This window comes from Microbacterium sp. (assembly GCF_035687345.1).
In the GTDB taxonomy this organism is placed as follows: domain Bacteria; phylum Actinomycetota; class Actinomycetes; order Actinomycetales; family Microbacteriaceae; genus Microbacterium.
In genome coordinates, this window is record NZ_DASRXZ010000030.1 from 1 (window position 1) to 21,720 (window position 21,720).

At 70.5% G+C, this 21,720-nt stretch carries 22 protein-coding genes; 18 read left to right on the forward strand and 4 right to left on the reverse strand.

Annotated features, from left to right (window positions below; genetic code table 11):
• Window positions 1-922: replication-associated recombination protein A (locus tag VFF97_RS03760; RefSeq protein ID WP_325032158.1), on the forward strand; the 922-nt coding region annotated here is incomplete at its 5' end.
• 2 nt (window positions 923-924) lie between these two features.
• Here VFF97_RS03760 and VFF97_RS03765 read toward each other — a convergent pair.
• Window positions 925-1,428 carry a hypothetical protein gene (locus VFF97_RS03765; RefSeq protein ID WP_325032159.1) on the reverse strand — a complete coding sequence of 168 codons (504 nt, stop codon included), beginning with the start codon at window positions 1,426-1,428 and terminating at the stop codon, window positions 925-927.
• Between the two features lie 135 nt (window positions 1,429-1,563).
• On the opposite strand from VFF97_RS03765, the gene VFF97_RS03770 reads away from it, so the two are divergent.
• On the forward strand, window positions 1,564-2,466 hold the full coding sequence (locus tag VFF97_RS03770; protein WP_325032160.1) for a hypothetical protein: 903 nt from the start codon (window positions 1,564-1,566) through the stop codon (window positions 2,464-2,466).
• A gap of 2 nt (window positions 2,467-2,468) precedes the next feature.
• Here VFF97_RS03770 and VFF97_RS03775 read toward each other — a convergent pair whose 3' ends face one another.
• Window positions 2,469-2,930, reverse strand: coding sequence for a hypothetical protein (locus tag VFF97_RS03775; RefSeq protein ID WP_325032161.1), 462 nt, complete (start codon window positions 2,928-2,930; stop codon window positions 2,469-2,471).
• A gap of 238 nt (window positions 2,931-3,168) precedes the next feature.
• Between VFF97_RS03775 and rpsD the strand changes: the two genes are divergently transcribed.
• The 15 genes from rpsD (at window position 3,169) to VFF97_RS03850 (ending at window position 19,859) form a co-directional block, all read left to right on the forward strand.
• A complete protein-coding gene (gene rpsD / locus VFF97_RS03780; RefSeq protein ID WP_325032162.1) occupies window positions 3,169-3,798 on the forward strand; it encodes a 30S ribosomal protein S4 in 630 nt (209 codons plus the stop codon).
• A gap of 111 nt (window positions 3,799-3,909) precedes the next feature.
• The gene (locus VFF97_RS03785) at window positions 3,910-4,185 is read left to right on the forward strand and encodes an ATPase (RefSeq protein ID WP_325032163.1); all 276 of its coding nucleotides are present in this window, start codon (window positions 3,910-3,912) and stop codon (window positions 4,183-4,185) included.
• Between the two features lie 78 nt (window positions 4,186-4,263).
• Window positions 4,264-6,924 (forward strand): alanine--tRNA ligase, encoded by a 2,661-nt coding sequence (gene alaS, locus VFF97_RS03790; protein WP_325032164.1) that lies wholly within the window; start codon window positions 4,264-4,266, stop codon window positions 6,922-6,924.
• 10 nt (window positions 6,925-6,934) lie between these two features.
• A complete protein-coding gene (gene ruvX, locus VFF97_RS03795) occupies window positions 6,935-7,408 on the forward strand; it encodes a Holliday junction resolvase RuvX (protein WP_325032165.1) in 474 nt (157 codons plus the stop codon).
• 2 nt (window positions 7,409-7,410) lie between these two features.
• Window positions 7,411-9,201 carry an endolytic transglycosylase MltG gene (gene mltG / locus VFF97_RS03800; RefSeq protein WP_325032166.1) on the forward strand — a complete coding sequence of 597 codons (1,791 nt, stop codon included), beginning with the start codon at window positions 7,411-7,413 and terminating at the stop codon, window positions 9,199-9,201.
• Complete coding sequence (locus VFF97_RS03805) at window positions 9,171-10,037, forward strand: shikimate dehydrogenase (protein WP_325032167.1); 867 nt, start codon at window positions 9,171-9,173, stop codon at window positions 10,035-10,037. The genes mltG and VFF97_RS03805 overlap by 31 nt, the downstream gene beginning before the upstream one ends.
• 30 nt (window positions 10,038-10,067) lie before the next feature.
• Window positions 10,068-11,321, forward strand: a complete 1,254-nt coding sequence (gene aroC, locus VFF97_RS03810) for a chorismate synthase (protein WP_325032168.1) — start codon at window positions 10,068-10,070, stop codon at window positions 11,319-11,321.
• On the forward strand, window positions 11,305-11,880 hold the full coding sequence (locus tag VFF97_RS03815) for a shikimate kinase (protein ID WP_325032169.1): 576 nt from the start codon (window positions 11,305-11,307) through the stop codon (window positions 11,878-11,880). Before aroC ends, VFF97_RS03815 begins: the two co-directional genes overlap by 17 nt.
• Window positions 11,877-12,953: a 3-dehydroquinate synthase gene (gene aroB, locus VFF97_RS03820; protein WP_325032170.1), complete on the forward strand. Its 1,077-nt coding sequence runs from the start codon at window positions 11,877-11,879 to the stop codon at window positions 12,951-12,953. The genes VFF97_RS03815 and aroB overlap by 4 nt, the downstream gene beginning before the upstream one ends.
• 40 nt (window positions 12,954-12,993) lie before the next feature.
• Complete coding sequence (locus tag VFF97_RS03825; RefSeq protein WP_325032171.1) at window positions 12,994-13,557, forward strand: GNAT family N-acetyltransferase; 564 nt, start codon at window positions 12,994-12,996, stop codon at window positions 13,555-13,557.
• A gap of 4 nt (window positions 13,558-13,561) precedes the next feature.
• Window positions 13,562-14,020 (forward strand): type II 3-dehydroquinate dehydratase, encoded by a 459-nt coding sequence (aroQ, locus tag VFF97_RS03830; protein ID WP_325032172.1) that lies wholly within the window; start codon window positions 13,562-13,564, stop codon window positions 14,018-14,020.
• 127 nt (window positions 14,021-14,147) lie between these two features.
• Window positions 14,148-14,708: an elongation factor P gene (efp, locus tag VFF97_RS03835; RefSeq protein WP_325032173.1), complete on the forward strand. Its 561-nt coding sequence runs from the start codon at window positions 14,148-14,150 to the stop codon at window positions 14,706-14,708.
• A gap of 9 nt (window positions 14,709-14,717) precedes the next feature.
• On the forward strand, window positions 14,718-15,128 hold the full coding sequence (nusB, locus tag VFF97_RS03840; protein WP_325032174.1) for a transcription antitermination factor NusB: 411 nt from the start codon (window positions 14,718-14,720) through the stop codon (window positions 15,126-15,128).
• Window positions 15,129-15,171: 43 nt separating this feature from the next.
• A complete protein-coding gene (locus VFF97_RS03845) occupies window positions 15,172-18,195 on the forward strand; it encodes a DEAD/DEAH box helicase (protein ID WP_325032175.1) in 3,024 nt (1,007 codons plus the stop codon).
• Window positions 18,196-18,284: 89 nt separating this feature from the next.
• Window positions 18,285-19,859: a Rieske 2Fe-2S domain-containing protein gene (locus VFF97_RS03850; RefSeq protein WP_325032176.1), complete on the forward strand. Its 1,575-nt coding sequence runs from the start codon at window positions 18,285-18,287 to the stop codon at window positions 19,857-19,859.
• Window positions 19,860-19,917: 58 nt separating this feature from the next.
• Here the strand turns inward: VFF97_RS03850 and VFF97_RS03855 are convergent, their stop codons facing one another.
• Entirely contained in the window at window positions 19,918-20,736 is an 819-nt protein-coding gene (locus VFF97_RS03855) for a permease prefix domain 1-containing protein (protein WP_325032177.1), read from the reverse strand.
• Window positions 20,718-21,056 carry a PadR family transcriptional regulator gene (locus VFF97_RS03860; RefSeq protein WP_325032178.1) on the reverse strand — a complete coding sequence of 113 codons (339 nt, stop codon included), beginning with the start codon at window positions 21,054-21,056 and terminating at the stop codon, window positions 20,718-20,720. The genes VFF97_RS03855 and VFF97_RS03860 overlap by 19 nt, the downstream gene beginning before the upstream one ends.
• Before the next feature lie 130 nt (window positions 21,057-21,186).
• On the opposite strand from VFF97_RS03860, the gene pyrR reads away from it, so the two are divergent.
• Complete coding sequence (pyrR, locus tag VFF97_RS03865) at window positions 21,187-21,720, forward strand: bifunctional pyr operon transcriptional regulator/uracil phosphoribosyltransferase PyrR (RefSeq protein WP_325032179.1); 534 nt, start codon at window positions 21,187-21,189, stop codon at window positions 21,718-21,720.

The following is a 21,720-nucleotide window of genomic DNA, read 5'->3' on the forward strand; positions in this document are numbered from 1 at the left end:
CTCGCCGCTGCTGTCACGATCGTTGCTGCTCACCCTCCAACCGCTCACCGACGACGACCTCGGCATGCTCATCGACCGCGCGGTCGATGATCCGCGCGGACTCGCCGGCGCCGTGGAACTCGCGCCCGGGGCGCGGGATGCGCTCATCCGACTCGCATCCGGCGACGCGCGCCGCGCGCTCACCGCTCTCGAGGCCGCGGCGTCGATCGCGGCTCCAGACGTGGAGGCCGAGACCGCCGCGGCCGACGATCACGGCTCCGAAGACGGCGACGAGGCGCCCTCGCCCATCGAGATCACGGCCGAGCACATCGCGCAGGCGGTCGATCGTGCCCTCCTGCGATACGACCGGCAGGGCGATGAGCACTACGACGTCATCAGCGCGTTCATCAAGTCGATCCGCGGCTCCGACGTCGACGCCGCGCTGCACTACCTCGCGCGCATGATCGAAGCGGGGGAGGATCCGAGGTTCATCGCGCGCAGGCTCATCATCTCGGCATCCGAAGACATCGGGCTCGCCGACCCGCACGCGCTTCCGCTCGCGGTCGCGGTCGCCGACGCCGTGCAGTTCATCGGCATGCCCGAGGGGCGCATCCCGCTCGCCGAGGCGACGGTGTACCTCGCGTCGACGGCGAAGTCCAACGCCGCATACGTCGCGCTCGACAAGGCGATCGCCGACGTGCGGGCCGGAGGATTCGGCCGCGTGCCGACCCACTTGCGCGACGCTCACTACCCGGGGGCCAAACGCCTCGGGCACGGCAAGGGCTACAAGTACCCGCACGACTCCGAAGTCGGCGTGGTCGCGCAGCAGTACCTTCCCGACGAGCTTCGCGGCAAGCGCTACTACGAGCCCACGAATCACGGCCAGGAGCGCGACGTGCAGGCGCGGCTCGAGAAGATCCGGAGGATCCTCGGTGGCAGCTGACCTCACGCCGCGGCAGGCGCCCGCCTCGCGGTGCTGGAGCGCGCGCTCTCGATGACGATGAGGGCGAGGAGCACCAGAAGTGCGGCACCGCTCGTCATGTAGAGCGGGATCGCCCACGGGGAGGAGTCGGCGCCGCTGATCAGGAACGCGTCGGCGAGCGCCATTCCCGGCCCGAAAGAGGCGATGAAGTATGCCGGCGCGCCGAGCACGAGCATGAGGAGGTAGGCCGTCGCAGCGGCGAAGGGCGTGGCATCCGCTCTCACCGCGATCAGGACCAGCAGCGCTCCCGCGAGGAGCACGCCGAGCCCGAGGATCGCGATCGTGACGGGAATGCCGGGCGACTCGCCCATGCGCGTCATCTCCTCGTGGATCTCGTCCAGTGTCGCGTCGGGCACCGCCGCGAGCGGGTTCAGCACGATGATCTGGAGCGCGGCCAGCACGGCGTACGCGGTGATGAGCAGGGTTCCGCAGATCGCGATTCCGACGGTGGCGAGGCGAAGGCGCATGCGTCGAGGATGGCGCACGGCGGCGCGCGAATCCACGGTGAGACGATCCGAGTGGTCGCGACACTCGGTGAATGAGGCGGGCGAACCCGCCTCGTCGGCGTGCGATGAGGGAGAGCGATGATGCGAGAGAACCGGATGCCGCGACCCGCCGTGATCGGAGCGCTGGCGGTCCTCGCCGCTGTGGTGCTGGCCGGGTGCGCGACCCCACGGGACGACGCGGTCCCGCCGGGTGGAGGCCCGGACGCGGACTCGGCCGCGCTGGTCACGACGAAGCATCCGGTCACCGTGCTCGACGACGGTGACGGCGCCGAGCTGTGCCTCGGAGCCATGGCCGCCTCGTATCCGCCGCAGTGCGGCGGTCCCTCCATGATCGGGTGGGATTGGAATCGGTACGTCGGGCAGTTCGAGGAGGCGGCGGGCGTCCGCTGGGGGCTGTTCATCCTCACGGGCACGTACGACCCCGCCGCCGATGCCTTCACCGCGATCGAGGTCGAGCCCGGCGCGGACTACGAGTGGCCCGAGGTGGATGTGACCGACTTCTCCACGCCGTGCCCGGAACCCGACGGCGGATGGCGCGTGCTCGACGAGTCGAAGGCGACCTTCGAGGCGATGAACGCCACGTTCGAGCGTGCGCAGCTGCTCGACGGCTATGCGACCGCGTGGATGGACCAGTCGCCGAACCCCGCCGCGCGGCCCGGGGCCGCCGAGGGGTCGGAGATGCTGATGAACGACCCGCTGCTCACGATCGTGAACGTCCGGGTCACCGGCGATCCGTCCGCCGCGGAGGCCGCGCTGCGCGAGGTGTGGGGCGGAATGCTGTGCGTCACCCAGGCGACCCGCACGGCCGCGGAGCTGCAGGCGATCCAGAGCGAGATCGTGTCGTCGACTCCCGGTGTGCTGTCGGCCGGCGAGAACGGGATGTCGGGTGTCGTCGACGTGACGGTGGTCTACGACGACGGGGCGCTTCAGGACCGCTTCGACGACGAGTACGGCCCGGGGGTGGTGCGCGTGATGTCGTCGCTCGTGCCCGCGGCCTGAGATCACCCTTCGTCCACCGCGAACCAGAACGACGCGGAGTCGCCGCCCTCGCGGGCGAGGCGGATCTCCCAGCATCCGAGTTCGTCGAGCGCGAACCCGATGCCCCATTCGTCGCCCGGGCGGTCGAAATTGCTGGAGGCATGCGATTCAGGCCCCCAGGAGAGGTCTCGGGTCGAGCCGTCGGGCCGGACCACCTCGGCCGAGACGTCTCCTGAGCCCGTCATACGGACGACGAGCTTGTGGACCGTGTCGCCCGCGGCGAGCTCTCGCGGGTCGGCCGTCTCGAGCAGCCCGAACGCGGTCACGCCGTCCGACGCCGTGGCCTCCGTGACCATGCCCACCGTCGGCGACGCCGGATCGCACCCCGCTCGGCCGAGCGGACCGAGCTCACCCTCCGGAGCCGCACAGCCCGTGAGGGCGAGAGCGCCGGCCAGGACGACGCCGAGAGCAGGCCCGCGAACCATGTGCTCACTATCGCACCGAGGGCCGACACCGGTGACTGCCGCGAGACGCGCATCCGTCATCGGCCGCCGAATCCGCCTCTGATAGACTTGATCGGCTCGAAACCGGGTTTTCGGGCATCTCCCTTCTCTGACCAAGACCTTCCGGCGTGCCCCGGCGTGCAGTCCGGACAGGGCGAGAAGTGGGGGATACGTCCGCGAGCCGTGAAAGACACGGCCGCGTAAACGGAAGGAACACTTCGTGGCAACGAAGTCCCAGGACCGCCGCAAGGTCCGCCTGTCGCGCGCGCTCGGCGTCGCGCTGACCCCGAAGGCAGCCCGCTACCTCGAGAAGCGTCCGTACGCTCCGGGCGAGCACGGCCGCACGAAGCGCAAGGCCGACAGCGACTACGCCGTCCGTCTGCGCGAGAAGCAGCGTCTTCGCGAGCAGTACAACATCCGCGAGAAGCAGCTGCGCATCCAGTTCGAAGAGGCCCGCCGCAAGGACGGCCTGACCGGTGAGAACCTCGTCGAGCAGCTCGAGATGCGTCTCGACGCCCTCGTGCTCCGTTCGGGCTTCGCCCGCACGATGGCGCAGGCGCGCCAGCTCGTCGTGCACCGTCACATCCTCGTCGACGGCCAGCTCGTCGACCGCCCGTCGTTCCGCGTGAAGCCGGGCCAGCTCATCCACGTCAAGCCCAAGAGCGAGAGCCTCGAGCCGTTCCAGGTCGCGGCCGCCGGCGGTCACGCCGACGTCCTGCCCCCGGTTCCGGCCTACCTCGAGGTCGAGCTCGACAAGCTGCAGGCCCGTCTCGTGCGTCGCCCCAAGCGCGCCGAGGTTCCGGTCGTGTGCGACGTCCAGCTGGTCGTCGAGTACTACGCGGCCCGGTAAGGCCGCTCGAACCAGAGCATTCGCGCGAAGGGCGCCGGGTACACCCCGGCGCCCTTCGCCGTTCTCGCTTAAGATGGACCGATGCCGCGCCCGCGGCGAAGGAGTGGTGACATGAAGAACCTGGTGTGGTTCGTGCTCGGCCTGGCCGGCGGCTTCGTCCTCGCGCACTTCGTCAACAAGGACCCCCGCGGCCGCGAGGTGCTCGCCGACATCGACGCGCGCATCGCCGAGTTCACCGATCGCATCAGCGCGGCGTACCACGAGCAGGAGGCGCGCTTCTCGGACGGTGCCGAGGCGGCGACGGATGCGGCGGCCGAGGCGGTCGCCGCGGCATCCGGCTCTGCAGCCTCCGGCGACACGGATGCCGCACCCAAGCCCGCCGCCTGACCCATCGGCTCACCCGATCCACTCGCATCCTCCCGCCGTACCGGGGCAGGATCCGCTCGTCCCGAGGAACCCCCACGAATGAAGACCGCCGAGATCGCCCGTCGCTTCCTGGCCTATTTCGAGAAGAAGGATCACACGATCGTGCCGTCGGCGTCGCTCGTCACCGACGACCCGGCGCTGCTGTTCACGGTCGCGGGCATGGTCCCGTTCATCCCGTATCTGTCGGGTGACGTGCCGCCGCCGTATCCGCGCGCGGCCGACAACCAGAAGTGCATCCGCACGAACGACATCGAAGAGGTCGGCAAGACGCCGCGTCACGGCACCTTCTTCCAGATGCTCGGCAACTGGTCGTTCGGCGACTACTTCAAGCGGGAGGCGATCGGCTACGCGTGGGAGCTTCTCACGATGCCCGAGGCCGACGGCGGTCTCGGATTCGACCCCGCCGAGCTGTGGGTGACCGTCTACGAAGAGGATGACGAGGCCTACGGTCTGTGGCGCGAGATCGCGGGGCTGCCCGAAGACCGCATCCAGCGGCTCGGCAAGGACACGAACTACTGGAGCACGGGCCTGCCGGGCCCTGCCGGCCCCTGCTCGGAGATCTTCTTCGACCGCGGCCCGGAGTACGGCGTCGACGGAGGACCCGCGACCGACGACGACCGCTACGTCGAGATCTGGAACCTCGTGTTCATGCAGTACGAGATCACGAACGTGCGGTCGAAGTACGACTTCGACGTGGTCGGCGAGCTGCCCGCGAAGAACATCGACACCGGGATGGGCCTCGAGCGCATCGCGTTCATCAAGCAGGGCGTCGACAACATGTACGAGACCGACCAGGTGCGGCCGGTCCTCGACAAGGCGGTCGAGCTGTCGGGGCGCACGTACGGCGCCGACCACGACGACGACGTGCGGTTCCGCATCGTCGCCGACCACGTGCGCTCGTCGCTCATGCTGCTGGCCGACGGCGTGACGCCGTCGAACGACGGTCGCGGCTACATCCTGCGCCGCCTCATGCGCCGCGTGATCCGCTCGATGCGCCTGCTGGGCGTCGAGGGGCCGACCTTCGCGGAGCTGTTCGCGGCGTCGCGCGATGCGATGGCCGAGGCGTACCCGGTCGTCGCGGAGGACTGGGGCCGCATCTCGCAGTACGCCCTCGCCGAGGAGGAGACGTTCCTGCGCACGCTGGCGGCGGGCTCGGCGCTGCTCGACGAGTCGCTCGCGCAGACGAAGGCATCCGGCGGCACGACGATCCCCGGCTCCGAGGCGTTCCTGCTGCACGACACCTACGGCTTCCCGATCGACCTGACGCTCGAGATCGCGCAGGAGGCGGGCCTCACGGTGGACCGCGCCGCATTCGACTCGCTCATGCAGGAGCAGCGTCAGCGCGCGAAGGCGGATGCGCGTGCGCGCAAGCGCCAGCTCGCCGACACGAGCGTCTACCGAGACCTGCGTGCGCGCGGCGAGACCGTGTTCACGGGCTACACCGACCTGCAGACGGAGTCGACGGTGCTCGGCATCCTCGTCGACGGCATGCCGGCCGATCGCGCCACGACGGGGCAGATCGCCGAGGTCATCCTCGCCGAGACCGCGCTGTACGCGGAGTCCGGCGGCCAGGTGGCCGACAAGGGCATCATCGTGGGTCCGGGCTACGAGCTCGACGTCCTCGACGTGCAGAAGCCGGTTCCCGGCCTCATCAGCCACACGGTCGAGGTGACCTCGGGCGAGGTCGGCGTCGGTCAGCCGGCCACCTCGGTCGTCGACGCCGAGAACCGGCGTGCGGCGCGCCAGGCGCACTCGGCGACTCACCTCGTGCACGCGGCGCTGCGCGACACGCTCGGTCGGTCGGCGACCCAGGCGGGCTCGCTGAACCGCGCGGGCTACCTGCGGTTCGACTTCAGCTGGGGACAGGCGCTCTCCGACGAGACGAAGACCGAGATCGAGGAGATCGCGAACAACGCGGTGCGCGAGAACCTCGAGGTCACGACGCGCGTGCTGCCGCTCGACGAGGCGCGTTCCCTCGGCGCGATTGCGCTGTTCGGCGAGAAGTACGGCGACACCGTGCGCATGGTCGACATCGGCGGCCCGTGGTCGCGCGAGCTCTGCGCCGGCACGCATGTGTCCACGAGCGCCGAGGTCGGGCTCATCAGCCTCGTCGGCGAGTCGTCGGTCGGTGCGTCGAACCGCCGTGTCGAGGCCCTCGTCGGCCTCGACGCGTTCCGGCAGCTCGCGGCCGAGCGCGCCCTCGTGTCGCAGCTCACCGCGACGCTCAAGACGCCCCGCGAGCAGCTGCCCGCACGCATCGCCGAGCTCACCGCGAACCTCAAAGCGGCTGAGAAGAAGATCGCGGCGTACGAGGCGAAGGCCCTCGCGGATCGGCTGCCCACTCTCGTCGAGAAGGCGACGACCGTCGGCCCGCACCGTGTGGTCGCCGAGTCGCTCGGCACGGCGTCGTCGGCCGACGACGTGCGTTCCCTCGCCCTCCAGGTGCGCGATCGACTGGGATCGGACGCGGCGGTCGTCGCCCTCGGCGCGGAGCTCAACGGACGCCCGGTCGTCGTCGTCGCGACGAATGAGGCGGCGCGCTCCGCGGGCGCCAAGGCCGGCGTGCTCGCCAAGGCGGCCGCGACCGCTCTCGGCGGCGGGGGCGGCGGGCGCGACGACGTCGCGCAGGGCGGCGGAACGGATGCCGCGGCCATGCCGTCCGCGCTGGCGGCCGTGAAGGGCGCGCTGAACGCGGCGTGAACCGACCGGCATGAGCGAGTTCCGCAGGGGAGTCCGCCTCGGGGTCGATGTCGGCCGGGCGCGGATCGGCGTCGCACGATGCGACCCCGACGGGCTGCTCGCGACTCCCGTCGAGACCGTAGCGCGCTCGGACGCGTCCGTCGCGCGGATCCGCGAGCTCATCGCGGAGTACGAGCCGCTCGAAGTCCTCGTCGGCCTGCCGTTGAGCCTGAGCGGCGGCGACACGCCGTCGACCGCGGATGCGCGCGATTTCGCCGCGGCGCTGGCTGCCGCATCCGACGTGCCCGTCCGCCTCGTCGACGAGCGCCTCAGCACGGTTTCGGCACACGCGGCGCTGCGTGGTTCGGGCAGAACCCAGCGTTCGTCTCGTAGCATTGTTGACCAGGTCGCGGCGGTGGTCCTGCTCCAACAGGCTCTCGATGTCGAGAAGAACACCGGACGACCGCCCGGCATACCCGTACCCCCGGCCGAGGAGCCCGCCTGAAGATGCCCCAATCGCCTTCGCCGTACGACGATCCGTTCGCGGGTCTGTTCGGCAAGCTGCCCGACCCGCGAGCCCACCTTGCGCGGTCGGCGTCCGAAGGCTCCGGGCACAGCGGCGACGGCCCGCGGAACAGCTCCGTCCCCCCGCAGAACGGGGGTGTCCCGGCGGCGCACACGGGCTCGGTGCCCCCGCAGAGCGGGTCTGTTCCGGCGCAGACCGGCTCGGTCGGCGTGAACAGCGGTGCGCCCGAGACGGGAGCTGTTCCGACGCAGACGGGTGGTGTGCCCATGTCGCGACGCGCGATGCGCGAAGCCGCTGCGCGTGAAGCCGCCGCTCGGGCGGCGGCGAGCGGAGCGGTGCCCGTGTCCCCGGCACAGCAGCCCCCGGCACCGCAGCAGGCGCCCACGTCGGCGTTCGAGACGGGTGCCGCGGCATCCGTCCCTCCCTCTTCGACTCAGACGGCACCCACCGCCGACGCCCTCGATGACGACCCCGCGCGCGCGTGGCCGTTCTCGGGCGAGGCGGCGGCGCAGCCGGCGCTCCCCTACAGCCGCACGGGGAGCATCCCGATCATCCCGGAGTCGCAGGCCAAGCCGGCACCCGCACGGCCCTCCGACGCGGGCGAGGCGGACGGCGGGCTCGAGGCCCTCTTCACGGGAGAAGTCTCGACGGCCGACATCGGCGCGCCGCCCCCTCCGAAAGACAAGCGCAAGCGCCGTAGCGGGGGCTGGATCGCGCTCGGCGTGATCGTCGCCCTGCTCGGCGGCGTCGCGCTCGGCGGCTGGTGGGTCTGGAGCACGTACGAGAGCCAGATCCGCGCGGTGCTCGGCTGGGAGGAGCCGAAGGACTACGAACCGGGCATGGCGAACGGCGAGGCGCTCATCACGATCGTCTCGGGTGACACGGGCCAGTCCATCTCGCCCAAGCTCTACGAGGCCGGCGTGACGAAGACGCCCGAGGCGTTCTACTCGTATCTCATCGAGACGCAGCAGAACCCGCCGTTCCAGCCCGGCGTGTTCAAGCTGCAGAAGCAGATGACCTCCGAGGCCGCGCTCGCCATGATCCTCGATCCGGCGAACAAGCTCGAGAACTCGGCTCTCGTCCCCGAGGGCAAGACGGTCGAGCAGACGATCGAGATCCTCGCCGACAGTCTCCAGATGCCGCTCGAGGACTTCCAGGCCGCCGTGGCGGACCCGTCCGCGTACGGCGTCGCAGCGGACTCCCTCGAGGGTTGGCTGTTCCCGGCGATGTACACGTTCGACCCGGGGGTCACGGCCACCGACGTGATCGCCCGCATGGTCGACCGCACGGTGCAGTCGCTCGACGAGGCGGGCGTGCCCGTCGAAGAGCGTCAGCGCATCCTCACGATCGCCTCGATCATCCAGCGCGAGGCCCGCTATGAAGCGGACATGCAGAAGGTGTCGCGCGTCATCCAGAACCGTCTCGACCCGAACAACCAGGAGACGTTCGGTCTCCTGCAGATGGACTCGACCGCGCAGTACGGCTACGGCGAGATGCACGACGGCACGGCCAGTTCGTCCGAGGAGGCGCTGACCGACCCGAACCCGTGGAACACCTACGTCCACCCGGGCCTGCCGATCGGACCGATCTCGAACCCGGGCGACGTCGCGATCTCGGCGGCGATGCACCCCGCCGACGGCGACTGGCTCTACTTCGTGACGGTCAACCTCGACACGGGCGAGACCGTGTTCACATCGAACATCAACGACCACAACCGGGCCGTCGACCAGTGGCGAGCCTGGTGCCGCGACCACCCGGACTCGGGGTGCTGACGGGCCGCCGGCTGGCGGTGTGGGGCGATCCGATCGCCCACAGCCGCTCTCCGCAGCTCCACGGCGCCGCCTACCGTGCCCTCGACCTCGACTGGGAGTACGGACGCGAGCGCGTCGATGAGGCGTCGTTCGCATCCCGGCTCGCGCAGCTCGGCGACCCGTGGCGCGGTCTGTCACTCACGATGCCGCTCAAGGGCGTCGCATTCGACGCGGCCGAGACCCGCGATCGCGCGGCGGAGTTCACGGGTGCCGTCAACACGCTTCTCCTCGCCGAGGGCGGCCCGCGCGGTTACAACACCGACGTGGGCGGGATCGTGCGGTTCCTCTCCGAGCAGGGCGTCGCAGGCCCCGCGCGTGCGCGCATCGTCGGCGCGGGCGCGACGGCGACGTCCGCGCTCATGGCGCTCGACACGATGGGTGTGCGTGAGGTCGAGGTCGCGGCGCGTCGCCCTGAGGCGGCCGAGCATCTGATGGCGCTCGGCGAGCGCATCGGCGTGCGTGTGACCCCGGCTCGTATCGACGATCCCACGGGCACCGCGGATCTCACGATCGCGACGCTTCCGGGCGGAGCCGAGATTCCGGATGCCACGGCCGACCGCCTCGCGGCATCCGGCGGCCCCCTCCTCGACGTCGTCTACGGCCACTGGCCGACGGTGCTCGCGACCGCGTGGGAGCGCGCGGGCGAGCGGGCGTGGGACGGCAGCGGCATGCTCCTGCACCAGGCGGTGCTGCAGGTGCGCGTCTTCGTGCTGGGCGACCCTCACGCGGTCCTGCCGCGCGAGGACGTCGTCGTCGCGGCGATGCGCGCGGCGTTCGAGGCATCCGCGTCGGCGTAACCGCCCCTCGTGGCGTGGGAGACTGGAGCAATGCTCCGTGTGCTCACGGCCGGCGAATCGCACGGCCCCGAACTCATCGCCGTCATGGAGGGTCTTCCGGCCGGCGTGCCGGTGTCTCGCAGCGCGATCCAAGCGGATCTCGCCCGCCGCAAGCTCGGCTACGGCCGCGGCTCGCGCATGAAGTTCGAAGAGGATGAGCTGACCATCTCGGCCGGCGTGCGTCACGGCTTCTCGCTCGGGAGCCCGATCGCGCTGCGCATCGGCAACACCGAGTGGCCGAAGTGGGTCGAGGTCATGAGCGCCGAGCCCGTCGAGCTCACCGACAAGTCGCGCGGGCGCGGCGCCGCGCTCACGCGTCCGCGGCCAGGGCACGCCGACCTCGTGGGCATGCAGAAGTACGGGTTCGACGAGGCCCGCCCGATCCTCGAGCGCGCGAGCGCGCGCGAGACGGCGGCTCGTGTCGCGCTCGGGGCCGTCGCGCGCTCGTTCCTGTCGGAGCTCGGCATCCGCCTCGTGAGCCACACACTCTCGATCGGCCCGGTCCGGGTGCCCGAGGGCGCGGCGCTGCCGACGCCCGATGACGTCGACACCCTCGACGCCGACCCGCTGCGGTGCTTCGACCCCGAGACGTCGGAGCGCATGGTGGCCGAGGTCGACGCCGCCCGCAAGGACGGCGACACGCTCGGGGGCATCGTCGAGGTGCTCGCGTACGGTCTGCCGCCGGGACTCGGCTCGCACGTGCACTGGGACCGCCGCCTCGACGGGCGACTCGCGCAGGCGCTCATGAGCATCCAGGCGATCAAGGGGGTCGAAGTCGGCGACGGCTTCGAGACAACGCGTCGACGCGGCTCGGCCGCCCATGACGAGCTCTTCTCGGCCGACGGCGGCATCACGCGTGCGAGTGACCGCGCCGGCGGCACCGAGGGCGGCATGTCGACGGGCACCGTGTTGCGCGTTCGCGCGGGCATGAAGCCGATCGCGACGGTTCCGCGTGCGCTGCGCACGGTCGATGTGGCGACGGGCGACGCGGCATCCGCCCACCACCAGCGCTCCGACGTGTGCGCCGTTCCCGCGGCCGGCGTGGTCGCCGAGGCGATGGTCGCGATCGTGCTCGCCGAGGCCGTGCTCGAGAAGTTCGGCGGCGACTCGGTCGCCGAAACGCGCCGCAACCTCGAGTCCTATCTCGCGGCGATCCCCGACACCTTGCGCTCGTCCGGAGCCAGCGACCCGTCGCTCGGCGCCGACGACGCGGAGCCGCTCGCCGAGCATGACCTCGCCCGCTGAGCGCGCTCCCGTGCCCGTGGCGCGGGAGGCGGCATCCGCCGTCGTCCTCATCGGGCCGATGGGCGCCGGGAAGACGAGCATCGGGCGGCGCGTGGCGAAGGCGCTCGCGCTGCCTTTCACCGACACCGACGCCGCCGTCGCACGCGAGCATGGACCCCTCGACACCGTGTTCGCGACCCACGGCGAGAGGCGCTTCCGCGAGCTCGAGCGCGAGGCCGTCCGGGCCGCACTCGCGACCGGCGGCGTCGTGTCGCTCGGCGGTGGCGCGGTGCTCGACCCGAACACGCGAGCCGACCTCGCGCGGCACAGGGTCGTGCTGCTCACCGTGACACCCGAGGTGGTCGCGGGGCGCATCCGCGGTTCGAGCCGCCCGCTGCTGCAGACCGAGGATCCGGTCGAGCGCTGGACCGCGATCCTGCGCGAGAGGCGCCCACTGTACGACGAGGTGGCCGACATCGAGTTCGACACGTCGACGGGTCCGCTGCAGGACGTCGTCGACGCGATCGTCGAGTGGGTCCGCAGCGGCGCACGATCGGCCACCGCCCAGGAGGAGACATGAGCGAGCCCACCACCATCACCGTGCAGGGGGAGGCTCCGTACGACGTGCGCGTGGGGCGCGGCATCCTGAGCACGCTCGGCGAGGCGCTGCCCGCGTCGGCCCGCAAGGTGCTCATCGTGCATCCGCCGACTCTCGCCGCGCAGGCCGAGGCACTGCGCGGGAGCCTGCTCGGCGACCGTGAGGTGCTGCTCGCCGAGATCCCCGACGCCGAGCAGGGCAAGCGCGTCGAGGTCGCCGCGTTCTGCTGGCAGATCCTCGGTCAGGCCGACTTCACGCGGACCGACGCGATCGTCGGGTTCGGCGGCGGCGCGGTCACCGACCTCGCCGGCTTCGTCGCGGCCACGTGGCTGCGCGGAGTGGCCGTCGTGCAGGTGCCGACGACCGTGCTCGGCATGGTCGACGCGGCGGTGGGCGGCAAGACCGGCATCAACACGGCCGAGGGCAAGAACCTCGTCGGCGCGTTCTGGCCGCCGCGCGCCGTGATCTGCGATCTGGATCTGCTCGACTCGCTCGGCCGCAACGAGCTCGTGGCGGGCTTCGCCGAGGTCGTGAAGGCCGGATTCATCTGGTATCCCGAGATCCTCGACCTGATCGAAGCGGATGCCGAGGCCGTCGTCGACCCGCGCAGCGACGCGTTCCGCCGGTGCGTCGAGCTCGCGATCGACATGAAGGCGCTGGTCGTGGGGGAGGACCTCCGTGAGGCCGGCCTGCGCGAGGTGCTCAACTACGGCCACACGCTCGGCCACGCGATCGAGCACGCCGAGCGCTACCGCTGGCGCCACGGCGCGGCGATCTCGATCGGCATGGTCTTCGCCGCCGAGCTGTCCCGGCTCGCAGGACGGTTGTCGGATGCCGCGGCCCAGCGTCACCGCGACATCCTGGAGCTGCTCGGCCTGCCGACTTCGTACCGGGCGGGGGCGTGGCCGCAGCTGCTCGCGACCATGCAGCGCGACAAGAAGGCGCGCGGCGGGTTGCTGCGGTTCATCGTGCTCGACGACATCGCGAAACCCACGACGCTGCAGGCGCCTGACGAGTCGCTGCTGTTCGCGGCGTACCAGGAGATCGCGGGCTGACCGCCCTGCGCCCGAAGTGCGTCGTCGCTAGGGTGGCGGGATGCTGAGCATCCGTCGCGTCCGCGTCGACGAATGGGAAGCCGTGCGCGACCTGCGGCTGGAGTCCCTGAGCGACCCGCTCGCCCCGATCGCGTTCCTCGACACGCGCGCGAGCGCCGAGGCCCGCAGCGACGACTTCTGGCGCGACCGCACCGCACGGGCGGCCGAGAGCGACGACGGTGCGCAACTGGTGGCGGAGGACGACGGCGAGTGGGTGGGGTCGCTCACGGTCCTCCTGCGACGGCCGGGCGCGACGGATCACCTCCACCGCACCGTGGCGCACCCGAGCGCTGACGTCGTGGGCGTCTGGGTGCGCCCCACACACCGGGGCGACGGCACCATCGACGCCCTGCTCGAGGCGGCCGTGGAGTGGGCGGTCGCCCACGGCGCGCAGACGGTGTCGCTCGATGTGCACGTCGACAACCACCGCGCGCAAGGCGCGTATCGACGGTTCGGGTTCCGCGAGACGGGTGAAGTGACGCAGAGCGTCGCGGGAAGAGAGCTGCGGATGACGTTGCAGGCCGAACGCTCGGGCCGTGCCGCCGACCGACCCTCGCTAGGGTGATGGCGTGACCACTCCGCGGCGCCTGCTCCTCGTGAACGGACCGAACCTCAATCTGCTGGGAGTGCGCGAGCCCGAGGTCTACGGCACCGCGACGCTCGCGGACGTCGAGCGCATCGCGGCGGATGCGGCGCGAGCGCGCGGCTTCGAGATGCGTGCCGTGCAGAGCAACCACGAGGGCGTGCTCCTCGACGCGATCCACGCGGCACGCGAGGACTGCGCGGGCATCGTCATCAATCCGGGCGGGCTCACCCACACGTCGGTCGTGCTCCGCGATGCGCTCTCGGGCGTGGCCCTGCCCGTCGCGGAGGTGCACATCTCCGACATCTCGAAGCGCGAGCCGTTCCGACAGCACTCGTACGTCGCCGATGTCGCGCTCGTGCACGTCATGGGCGAAGGGGTGCACGGGTACGCGACCGCGGTCGAGCGTCTCATCGACGTCATCACCGGACAGGCCGACGGCTGATCTCCGGTGTCGCCGCCGAGCCATCCCGTAGAATCGAACGTCGGCCGCTGACGGCGCGCTCGGCCCACTCTCGTCCCGGCCCGCATCGGGGTCGCCTCATCACCACACGAACGGACTTCCCACACACATGGCATCGACCGCAGACATCAAGAACGGCGTCGTCCTCAACATCGACGGACAGCTCTGGAGCGTCGTCGAGTTCCAGCACGTCAAGCCCGGCAAGGGCGGGGCGTTCGTGCGCACGAAGCTGAAGAACGTCGTCACGGGCAAGGTCGTCGACAAGACGTACAACGCAGGCGCGAAGGTCGACATCGAGAACGTCGACCGCCGCGACTTCACGTACCTCTACAACGACGGCGACAGCTTCGTGTTCATGGACACGACCGACTACGACCAGCTGTCGGTGCCCGCGGCGACCGTCGGCGACGCGAAGAACTTCCTGCTCGAGAACCAGCAGGTGACGATCGCCCTCAACAACGGCAACCCGCTCTACATCGACCTCCCGGCCTCCGTCGTGCTCGAGATCACCTACACCGAGCCCGGTCTGCAGGGCGACCGCTCATCGGCGGGCACCAAGCCCGCGACGGTCGAGACCGGCTACGAGATCCAGGTCCCGCTGTTCCTCGAGACGGGCACCAAGGTCAAGGTCGACACCCGTACGGGCGAGTACCTCGGCCGCGTCAACTGACGCCGCGCGATGAGCGCACGAACGAAGGCGCGCAAGCGCGCACTCGACATCCTCTTCCAGAGCGACGTCCGCGGCGACGCCCTGCCGACCGTGTTGGCCGCCGAGGCGAAGCGCGCCGCGAACGAGCCCGCACGCGAGGCGTCGTGGCTCTACGCGCGCGAGATCGTCGACGGCGTGATCGACAACCAGGCCGAGATCGACGAGCTCATCACGACGTACGCGAAGGACTGGTCGCTCGCGCGCATGCCCGCGGTCGACCGCGCCCTGCTGCGGATCGGTGTGTGGGAAATCGTCTACAACGACGAGGTCCCGACGGCGGTCGCGATCGACGAGGCCGTCGAACTCGCAAAGGAGTTCTCGACCGACGAGTCGGGCGCGTTCGTGCACGGCGTGCTCGCACGCATCGCGCGAGCCGGCTGACGTCGAGGCGGCTCTGTCGGAGCGGGGGACCAGGATGGATCCCGTGACCCCGCCCTTCGACGACGCCGCGCGCGCCGGCATCCCCGCGCCCGGGGCCGCACCGGCGTCCTCCGACTGGCGGCGGCTGTTCGCGGCATCCGTCTCGGCGACGGCAGGTGCGGCTACGGCGCTCGCCCTCGGTGTCGAGCTGCGCCAGCGCGTGCGCCGTGACGGTTCGTCCTGGTCGCCCGTGAAGGTCGAGACCGCGACGGCGCGCAGCCTGCACGCGCACGGCACCGACGTGCTGGTCGGGCTGCGTCCGCTCGAGCGCGGTGCGCGCGACGACGCGTGGATCAAGGGCGACGCGTCATGGGATGAGGTGCGGCGCCCGGGTAACCGCTACGACCCGGCGCAGGCGCGCTGGTTCACCGAGCTGCACAGCATCGGGCGCGACCTGCGCACGTACGGCACGTTCTCCGACGTCGCCGAGTGGCTGACGCTCGACGACATCACATCGTCGCTGCTGTGGCCCCATCTCGAGAAGGCTGCTCGGCTCGGCATCCCGATCATCGCCACGAAACGGCACCAGACGGTCGAGCTGGTGGGCGAGGCATCCGTGTCGGTGCGCGTGTCGCGAAGGTCGGGCGCGCTCATCGTCGCGCCCGACGTCGTCATCGGGGGAGCGGAGGCGGATGCCACGGCCGTCCGACCCATCGGCACGGGCGGCGTCTACCGGTTCGAGGTGACGGGCGAGCGCCTCCGGATCGACCTCGCGCGCGCGGCGGTGCCCGACGCCGTGCGGGCGCTGCTCACCGCAGCCGGTCCGGTCGAGGTTCCCCAGCCGGACGCCGAGGAGTTCATCGCCGAGCACCTCGCACCGATGTCGCGCCATGTGACGGTGCGGGCGCCGGGCATCGAGATCCCCTCGCCCGATCGCCCGACGCTCGTCATCGCCGTGCGGTTCTCGCCGTCGCACCGGCTGGAGTATTCGCATTCGTGGCGGTACCCCGGTCGCGAGGACGCCTCCTTCCACGCGTTCGACACCACCGACCGCGACCCCGATGCCGAAGAGGCGATCCGCGACCGCGTCGAAGAGGTCTGGAAAGAGGAGTCGCCCGTCGAATGGGCTCCCACCGCGGTGCTGACCGGCCTCGACGCGGCGGAGTTCGCATCGCGCGTGCTTCCGCGCCTGGAGGCGCTCGACGGGGTTGTGGTCGAGGTAACGGGGGAGCGGCCGCGGTATCGCGAGCTGACCGGCGATCCGCGCATCGAGATCACGACGGTCGAGTCACCCGATCCGGACTGGTTCGACCTCGGCGTCGTCGTCACCATCGACGGGCGGCGCATCCCCTTCGGCAAGCTCTTCATCGCGCTGTCGCGAGGCCGCCGCAAGATGCTCCTGAGCGACGGAGCGTACTTCTCGCTGTCGCATCCGTCGCTGATGCGGCTGCGCGAGCTCATCGAGGAGGCGGGCGAGCTCGACGAATGGGAGACCGGCCCACGCCTCAGCCGCTACCAGACCACCTTGTGGGCTGACTTCGAGGACCTCGCCGACCAGTCCGAACCCGCGGTCTCGTGGCGCGCGATCGCCGAGGGCCTTCGCGATGCCGAGGGCGTGCCCGAGACGCCGCTGCCGCGCGGGCTTCGCGCAGACCTGCGTCCCTACCAGCGCACGGGGTACGACTGGCTCGCGTTCCTCTGGCGGCACCGGCTGGGCGGCATCCTCGCCGACGACATGGGGCTCGGCAAGACGCTGCAGCTGCTCGCGCTCATCGCGCACACGCGCGACGCGGGCGAGCGGCGCCCCTTCCTCGTCGTCGCTCCCACCTCGGTCGTGTCGACGTGGCGCACCGAGGCGGCGCGCTTCACGCCCGAACTGCGCGTGACCGTGCTCGACGGCGGGCGGGGTGTTCAGGGACGCCGAACGGATGCCACGACCGTCGCGCGGGCCGCGGCATCCGCCGATCTCGTCGTCACGTCCTACACGCGCCTGCGCCTCGACGAATCAGCGTTCGCCGGCGTCGAGTGGGCGGGACTCATTCTCGACGAGGCGCAGTTCGTGAAGAACCGGGCCACCAAGACCCACCAGGCGGTGGCGGCGCTGCGCGCCGACGTCGTGTACGCCGTCACCGGCACACCGCTCGAGAACAGCCTGAGCGAGCTGTGGTCGCTCCTCGCCCTCGCCGCGCCGGGCCTCTTCCCGTCGGCGCGGCGCTTCCGCGAGGAGTACATCGGCCCGATCGAGCAGGGCAAGGTGCCCGAGAACCAGGAGGGCGGCGCGTACCGCGCCGGGCGCCTCGCGCGCCTGCGGCGCCGCATCCGTCCTCTCGTGCTGCGGCGCACGAAGGAGCTCGTCGCCGCCGACCTGCCGCCGAAGCAGGAGCAGGAGGTCACGGTCGAGCTCGGGCCCGCGCACCGCGCGCTGTACGACACCGTGCTGCAGCGCGAGCGGCAGAAGGTGCTGGGCCTTCTCGAAGATCTCGACCGCAACCGCTTCATCGTGTTCCGGTCGCTGACGCTCCTGCGGATGCTCAGCCTCGCGCCCGAGCTCATCGACCCGGAGTACGCGCACATCGAGCCGAGCAAGCTCACCGCGCTGTTCGAGCAGCTCGACGAGGTGCTCGCGGAGGGCCACCGGGCGCTCGTGTTCAGCCAGTTCACGTCGTTCCTGGGGCTCGTCGCCGAGCGGCTGGAGGAGCGCGGCATCCGTCACGCCTATCTCGACGGGTCGACGCACGATCGCGACGGGGCGATCGCGAGCTTCCGCACGGGAGAGGCGCCCGTGTTCCTCATCAGCCTCAGGGCCGGCGGCTTCGGCCTGACCCTCACCGAGGCGGACTACGTGTTCATTCTCGACCCGTGGTGGAACCCCGCCGCCGAGGCGCAGGCCGTCGACCGTACCCACCGCATCGGGCAGGAGCGCCCGGTGAACGTGTATCGGCTGATCGCGGCGGGAACGATCGAGGAGAAGGTCATGGCGCTCCAGCAGCGGAAGGCGAGGCTGTTCCACGCGGTCATGGACGACGACGCGCTGTTCGGGCGCGCTCTCTCGGCCGACGACATCCGGGGGCTCTTCGAGGCCGACTGACCCGCGGGATCCGCATTTCCACGGCCGTCCGTCCGAGGCCCCGATGCGACCTCGCCTACAATCGGTGTGCGTCGATCGGAAGGATTTCCATGCGCATCACGGGCCTCGGCCATGCCGGCATGTTCATCGAGACGGCAGGCGGGAGCATCCTCTGCGACCCCGTCGTCGGGCCGACGTTCTTCGGCTCGTGGTTCCCGTTCCCCGACAACCGGGCGCTCGACTGGGAGCGCTTCGGCAAGGCGGACTTCCTCTACATCTCGCACCGGCACCGCGACCACTTCGACCCGGCGCTCATGGAGCGCCACGTGCCGAAGGACATCAAGGTGCTCCTGCCGGAGTATCCGACGGACGACCTCGAGACCGACCTGCGCAAGCTCGGCTACGACAACATCGTCTACACCCAGGCGGGCGTGCCGCTCGAGTTCGGCCCGCTCAAGGTCATGGTGACGCCGCTGCGCGCACCGAGCGACGGCCCGATCGGCGACTCGTCGCTCAGCGTCGACGACGGCACCGCGAGCATCCTGAACCAGAACGACTCGCACCCGCTCGACCTCGAGAAGCTCATGTCGTTCTCGAAGCCCGAGGCGTACTTCACGCAGGTGTCGGGCGCGATCTGGTGGCCGATGGTCTACGACCTGCCGCAGGACGCCAAGCAGAACTTCGCGCGTCTCAAGCGCGAGGCGCAGAACAAGCGCGCGATGTACTACATCGAGAAGATCGACGCCGAGCACGTCTTCCCGATGGCGGGCCCGCCGATGTTCCTGCGCGAAGAGCTGTTCCGCTACAACGGCTACGGCCTCGACGACGACGCGATCTTCACCGATCAGCGCCAGTTCCTGGAGCACATGGCGGAGCTCCGCCCCGAGCAGAAGGGCTACCTGTTCCTGCCCGGCACGCAGGTCGACCTGAACAACGGCGAGATCGAGGTCACGCAGACCCTCTACACGGATGCCGAGATCGAGCGCATCTTCGGCGACAAGTGGTCGTACCTCGCCGAGCAGCGCGACACGCGCCAGGACGAGATCCGCGCCGAAGAGGCGTCGCGTGCCGCGGTGCTGCCACCCGACGAGATGCTCGCGGCGCTCAAGGAGTGGTGGGAGCCGCTCCTGCGCCGCGCGCGCACGATCCGCAACGGCGTCGGCGGGCCGGTGCGCTTCACGATCGGCGAGCTCGACATGGTCGCCGACTTCCCGAAGGCGAAGCTGCGCGAGTACGACGGCGAAGACGTCGAGTTCTGGTACACGATCCCGGCCGACCTCGTATCGACGAACATCCGCGACCACGAGATCGACTGGTCGAACTCGATCTTCCTGTCGATGCAGTTCCAGGCGGGGCGCAAGGGCAAGTTCAACGAGTTCATCTACACGTTCCTCAAGTGCCTCTCGCGCGACCGCATCGAGTACGTCGAGAACTGGTATGCGGAGCAGTCCGACACGTCCGAGGACGCCCAGTTGGGCGACTGGATCGTGCAGCGCCGCTGCCCGCATCTGCGCGCCGATCTGACGAAGACCGGCAAGATCGAGGACGGCGTGCTCACGTGCAGCCTCCACGACTGGAAGTGGGACCTCGCATCGGGCCGCTGCCTCACGACGCAGGGGCACCCTATCCGCGCGACCCAGGTGGAGGACGATCTGCACCGCGACGCCACGCAGCCGGCAGCCTGAGCCCGGACGCGAGAAGGCCGGCGCCCCCGAGACGCCGGCCTCTTTCGCGATGCGGGTGTCAGCCCGCGACGCTGACCCTCGCATGGGTCGCACGTCGGCCGAGACGCACCGCGACGTCGACGAGTGTCGCGGCCAGCACGGCCGCGAGACCCGCGAACACGATCCAGCTCGCGACGGCGTTGTCGAGGCGCGTCGCCTGACCGATCACGGTCGTGACGATCGCGGCGGCGGCGAGCAGCGGCATCGTCACCAGCATGACGACCGCGAACGGACGCGAGCCGGCGTGCATCGTCCAGGCGCGCACCATCGTCCAGATCACGGCGATCGCGAGCAGCGGCAGCCAGAGGGCGATGAACCACGACAGGAGGAGAGCGGCGACGGCGGACATGATGCCGATGAGAGCGATCAGGATCGTCGTCGTGTCGAGCTCGCCGGTCGCCCGCACGTTGAGCCCGACGAGGACGGAAGCCGTGAGGACGCAGGCGACCGCGATCACTGCCGACGAGACGATGTACGCCTCCGGCGTCCACGTCGCGAGCAGGTCGGTCTGACCGTAGACGGCGACGGCCACGGCGACGAGCCACGTGACGGCGGCCGCGACCGACATCGCGGGGAGGTGGCGGGCGAGGAACAGCGACATGAGGTTTCCTTTCGAAGGGACTTCGGTGATGAGGGCTGCGACGAGCTTCGGCTGGCCGAATCGCGTGAGCGCCCGGCGCTCGGCGGTGGGAGAGTCGACGCCGAGGGCTTCCAGCCGCTCGACCGCCGACAGCAGGTGGTCACGCACTTCGTCGAGGAGGTCGTGGCGGTCGCTGCGGGATCGCACGCGCTTGCCGAGGGCGGTCAGGTACTGGTCGATCAGGCCGTCTGCGGCCATGGGTTCCTCCTGAGTACGGATTCGACGGCGTCGACGAATTCGCGCCAGCCGGCGCGCTGTTCGACGAGGCGGGCTTGGCCGGCGGGTGTGAGTCGATAGAGCTTGCGGCGCCGCCCAGATGCCTCGGACCACTCGTGCTCGAGCAGACCCGCTCGCTCCAGGCGATGCAGCACGGGGTAGACCGTGCCCTCCGCGAGATCGAACGACCCCTGGCTGCGCTCGCGCAGCCGCTCGATGACCCCGTACCCGTGAATGGGGCCGGCCGAGGTGACCGCGAGCACCAACAGGTCCAGGTGGCCTTTGAGCGATTCGGCGTTCATACCTAGCGATGCTAGGCCTCGCGTCACTAGGTGTCAAGCGCGCACCGTGAGTGCGCCGCGCGTCGGGTAGGGTGGGAGCCACGACAGCAACCTTTAACCCCGTCCCGTGAGGCGGAGAAGGGAGCGGCGGATGAGCACGCGCACCGTGCTGCACGAGGCCGACATCGCCCGGGCGCTGACTCGGATCTCGCACGAGATCCTCGAGTCCAACAAGGGCCCCGAGAACCTCGTCATACTCGGCATCCCCACCCGCGGCGTCACGCTCGCCGAACGCATCGGCTCGCTCGTGAGCGAGTTCGGCAGAGAATCCGTGCCGGTCGGCTCGCTCGACGTCACGATGTACCGCGACGATCTGCACCGCAACCCCACGCGCGCCCCGCAGCCGACGCAGATCCCGCCCGGCGGCATCGACGGCAAGGTCGTCGTGCTCGTCGACGACGTGCTGTTCTCGGGGCGCAGCATCCGTGCCGCCCTCGACGCCCTGCAGGACATCGGGCGTCCCGCCATCGTCCGCCTCGCGACGCTCATCGATCGCGGTCACCGCGAGCTGCCGATCCGCCCCGACTTCGTCGGCAAGAACCTGCCGAGCGCGCGCGACGAGCGCGTCTACGTGCGCCTCGCCGAGGTCGATGGCGAAGAGCACGTCTCGATCGAGGGGCGGTGA

Coding starts and splice junctions, on each gene's coding strand:
- VFF97_RS03765 (WP_325032159.1), bottom strand. CDS start 1,428: ATGCGCCTTCGCCTCGCCACCGTCGGAATCGCGATCTGCGGAACCCTG.
- VFF97_RS03770 (WP_325032160.1), top strand. CDS start 1,564: ATGCCGCGACCCGCCGTGATCGGAGCGCTGGCGGTCCTCGCCGCTGTG.
- VFF97_RS03775 (WP_325032161.1), bottom strand. CDS start 2,930: ATGGTTCGCGGGCCTGCTCTCGGCGTCGTCCTGGCCGGCGCTCTCGCC.
- VFF97_RS03785 (WP_325032163.1), top strand. CDS start 3,910: ATGAAGAACCTGGTGTGGTTCGTGCTCGGCCTGGCCGGCGGCTTCGTC.
- alaS (WP_325032164.1), top strand. CDS start 4,264: ATGAAGACCGCCGAGATCGCCCGTCGCTTCCTGGCCTATTTCGAGAAG.
- ruvX (WP_325032165.1), top strand. CDS start 6,935: ATGAGCGAGTTCCGCAGGGGAGTCCGCCTCGGGGTCGATGTCGGCCGG.
- mltG (WP_325032166.1), top strand. CDS start 7,411: ATGCCCCAATCGCCTTCGCCGTACGACGATCCGTTCGCGGGTCTGTTC.
- aroC (WP_325032168.1), top strand. CDS start 10,068: ATGCTCCGTGTGCTCACGGCCGGCGAATCGCACGGCCCCGAACTCATC.
- VFF97_RS03815 (WP_325032169.1), top strand. CDS start 11,305: ATGACCTCGCCCGCTGAGCGCGCTCCCGTGCCCGTGGCGCGGGAGGCG.
- aroB (WP_325032170.1), top strand. CDS start 11,877: ATGAGCGAGCCCACCACCATCACCGTGCAGGGGGAGGCTCCGTACGAC.
- VFF97_RS03825 (WP_325032171.1), top strand. CDS start 12,994: ATGCTGAGCATCCGTCGCGTCCGCGTCGACGAATGGGAAGCCGTGCGC.
- efp (WP_325032173.1), top strand. CDS start 14,148: ATGGCATCGACCGCAGACATCAAGAACGGCGTCGTCCTCAACATCGAC.
- nusB (WP_325032174.1), top strand. CDS start 14,718: ATGAGCGCACGAACGAAGGCGCGCAAGCGCGCACTCGACATCCTCTTC.
- VFF97_RS03850 (WP_325032176.1), top strand. CDS start 18,285: ATGCGCATCACGGGCCTCGGCCATGCCGGCATGTTCATCGAGACGGCA.
- VFF97_RS03855 (WP_325032177.1), bottom strand. CDS start 20,736: ATGGCCGCAGACGGCCTGATCGACCAGTACCTGACCGCCCTCGGCAAG.
- VFF97_RS03860 (WP_325032178.1), bottom strand. CDS start 21,056: ATGAACGCCGAATCGCTCAAAGGCCACCTGGACCTGTTGGTGCTCGCG.
- pyrR (WP_325032179.1), top strand. CDS start 21,187: ATGAGCACGCGCACCGTGCTGCACGAGGCCGACATCGCCCGGGCGCTG.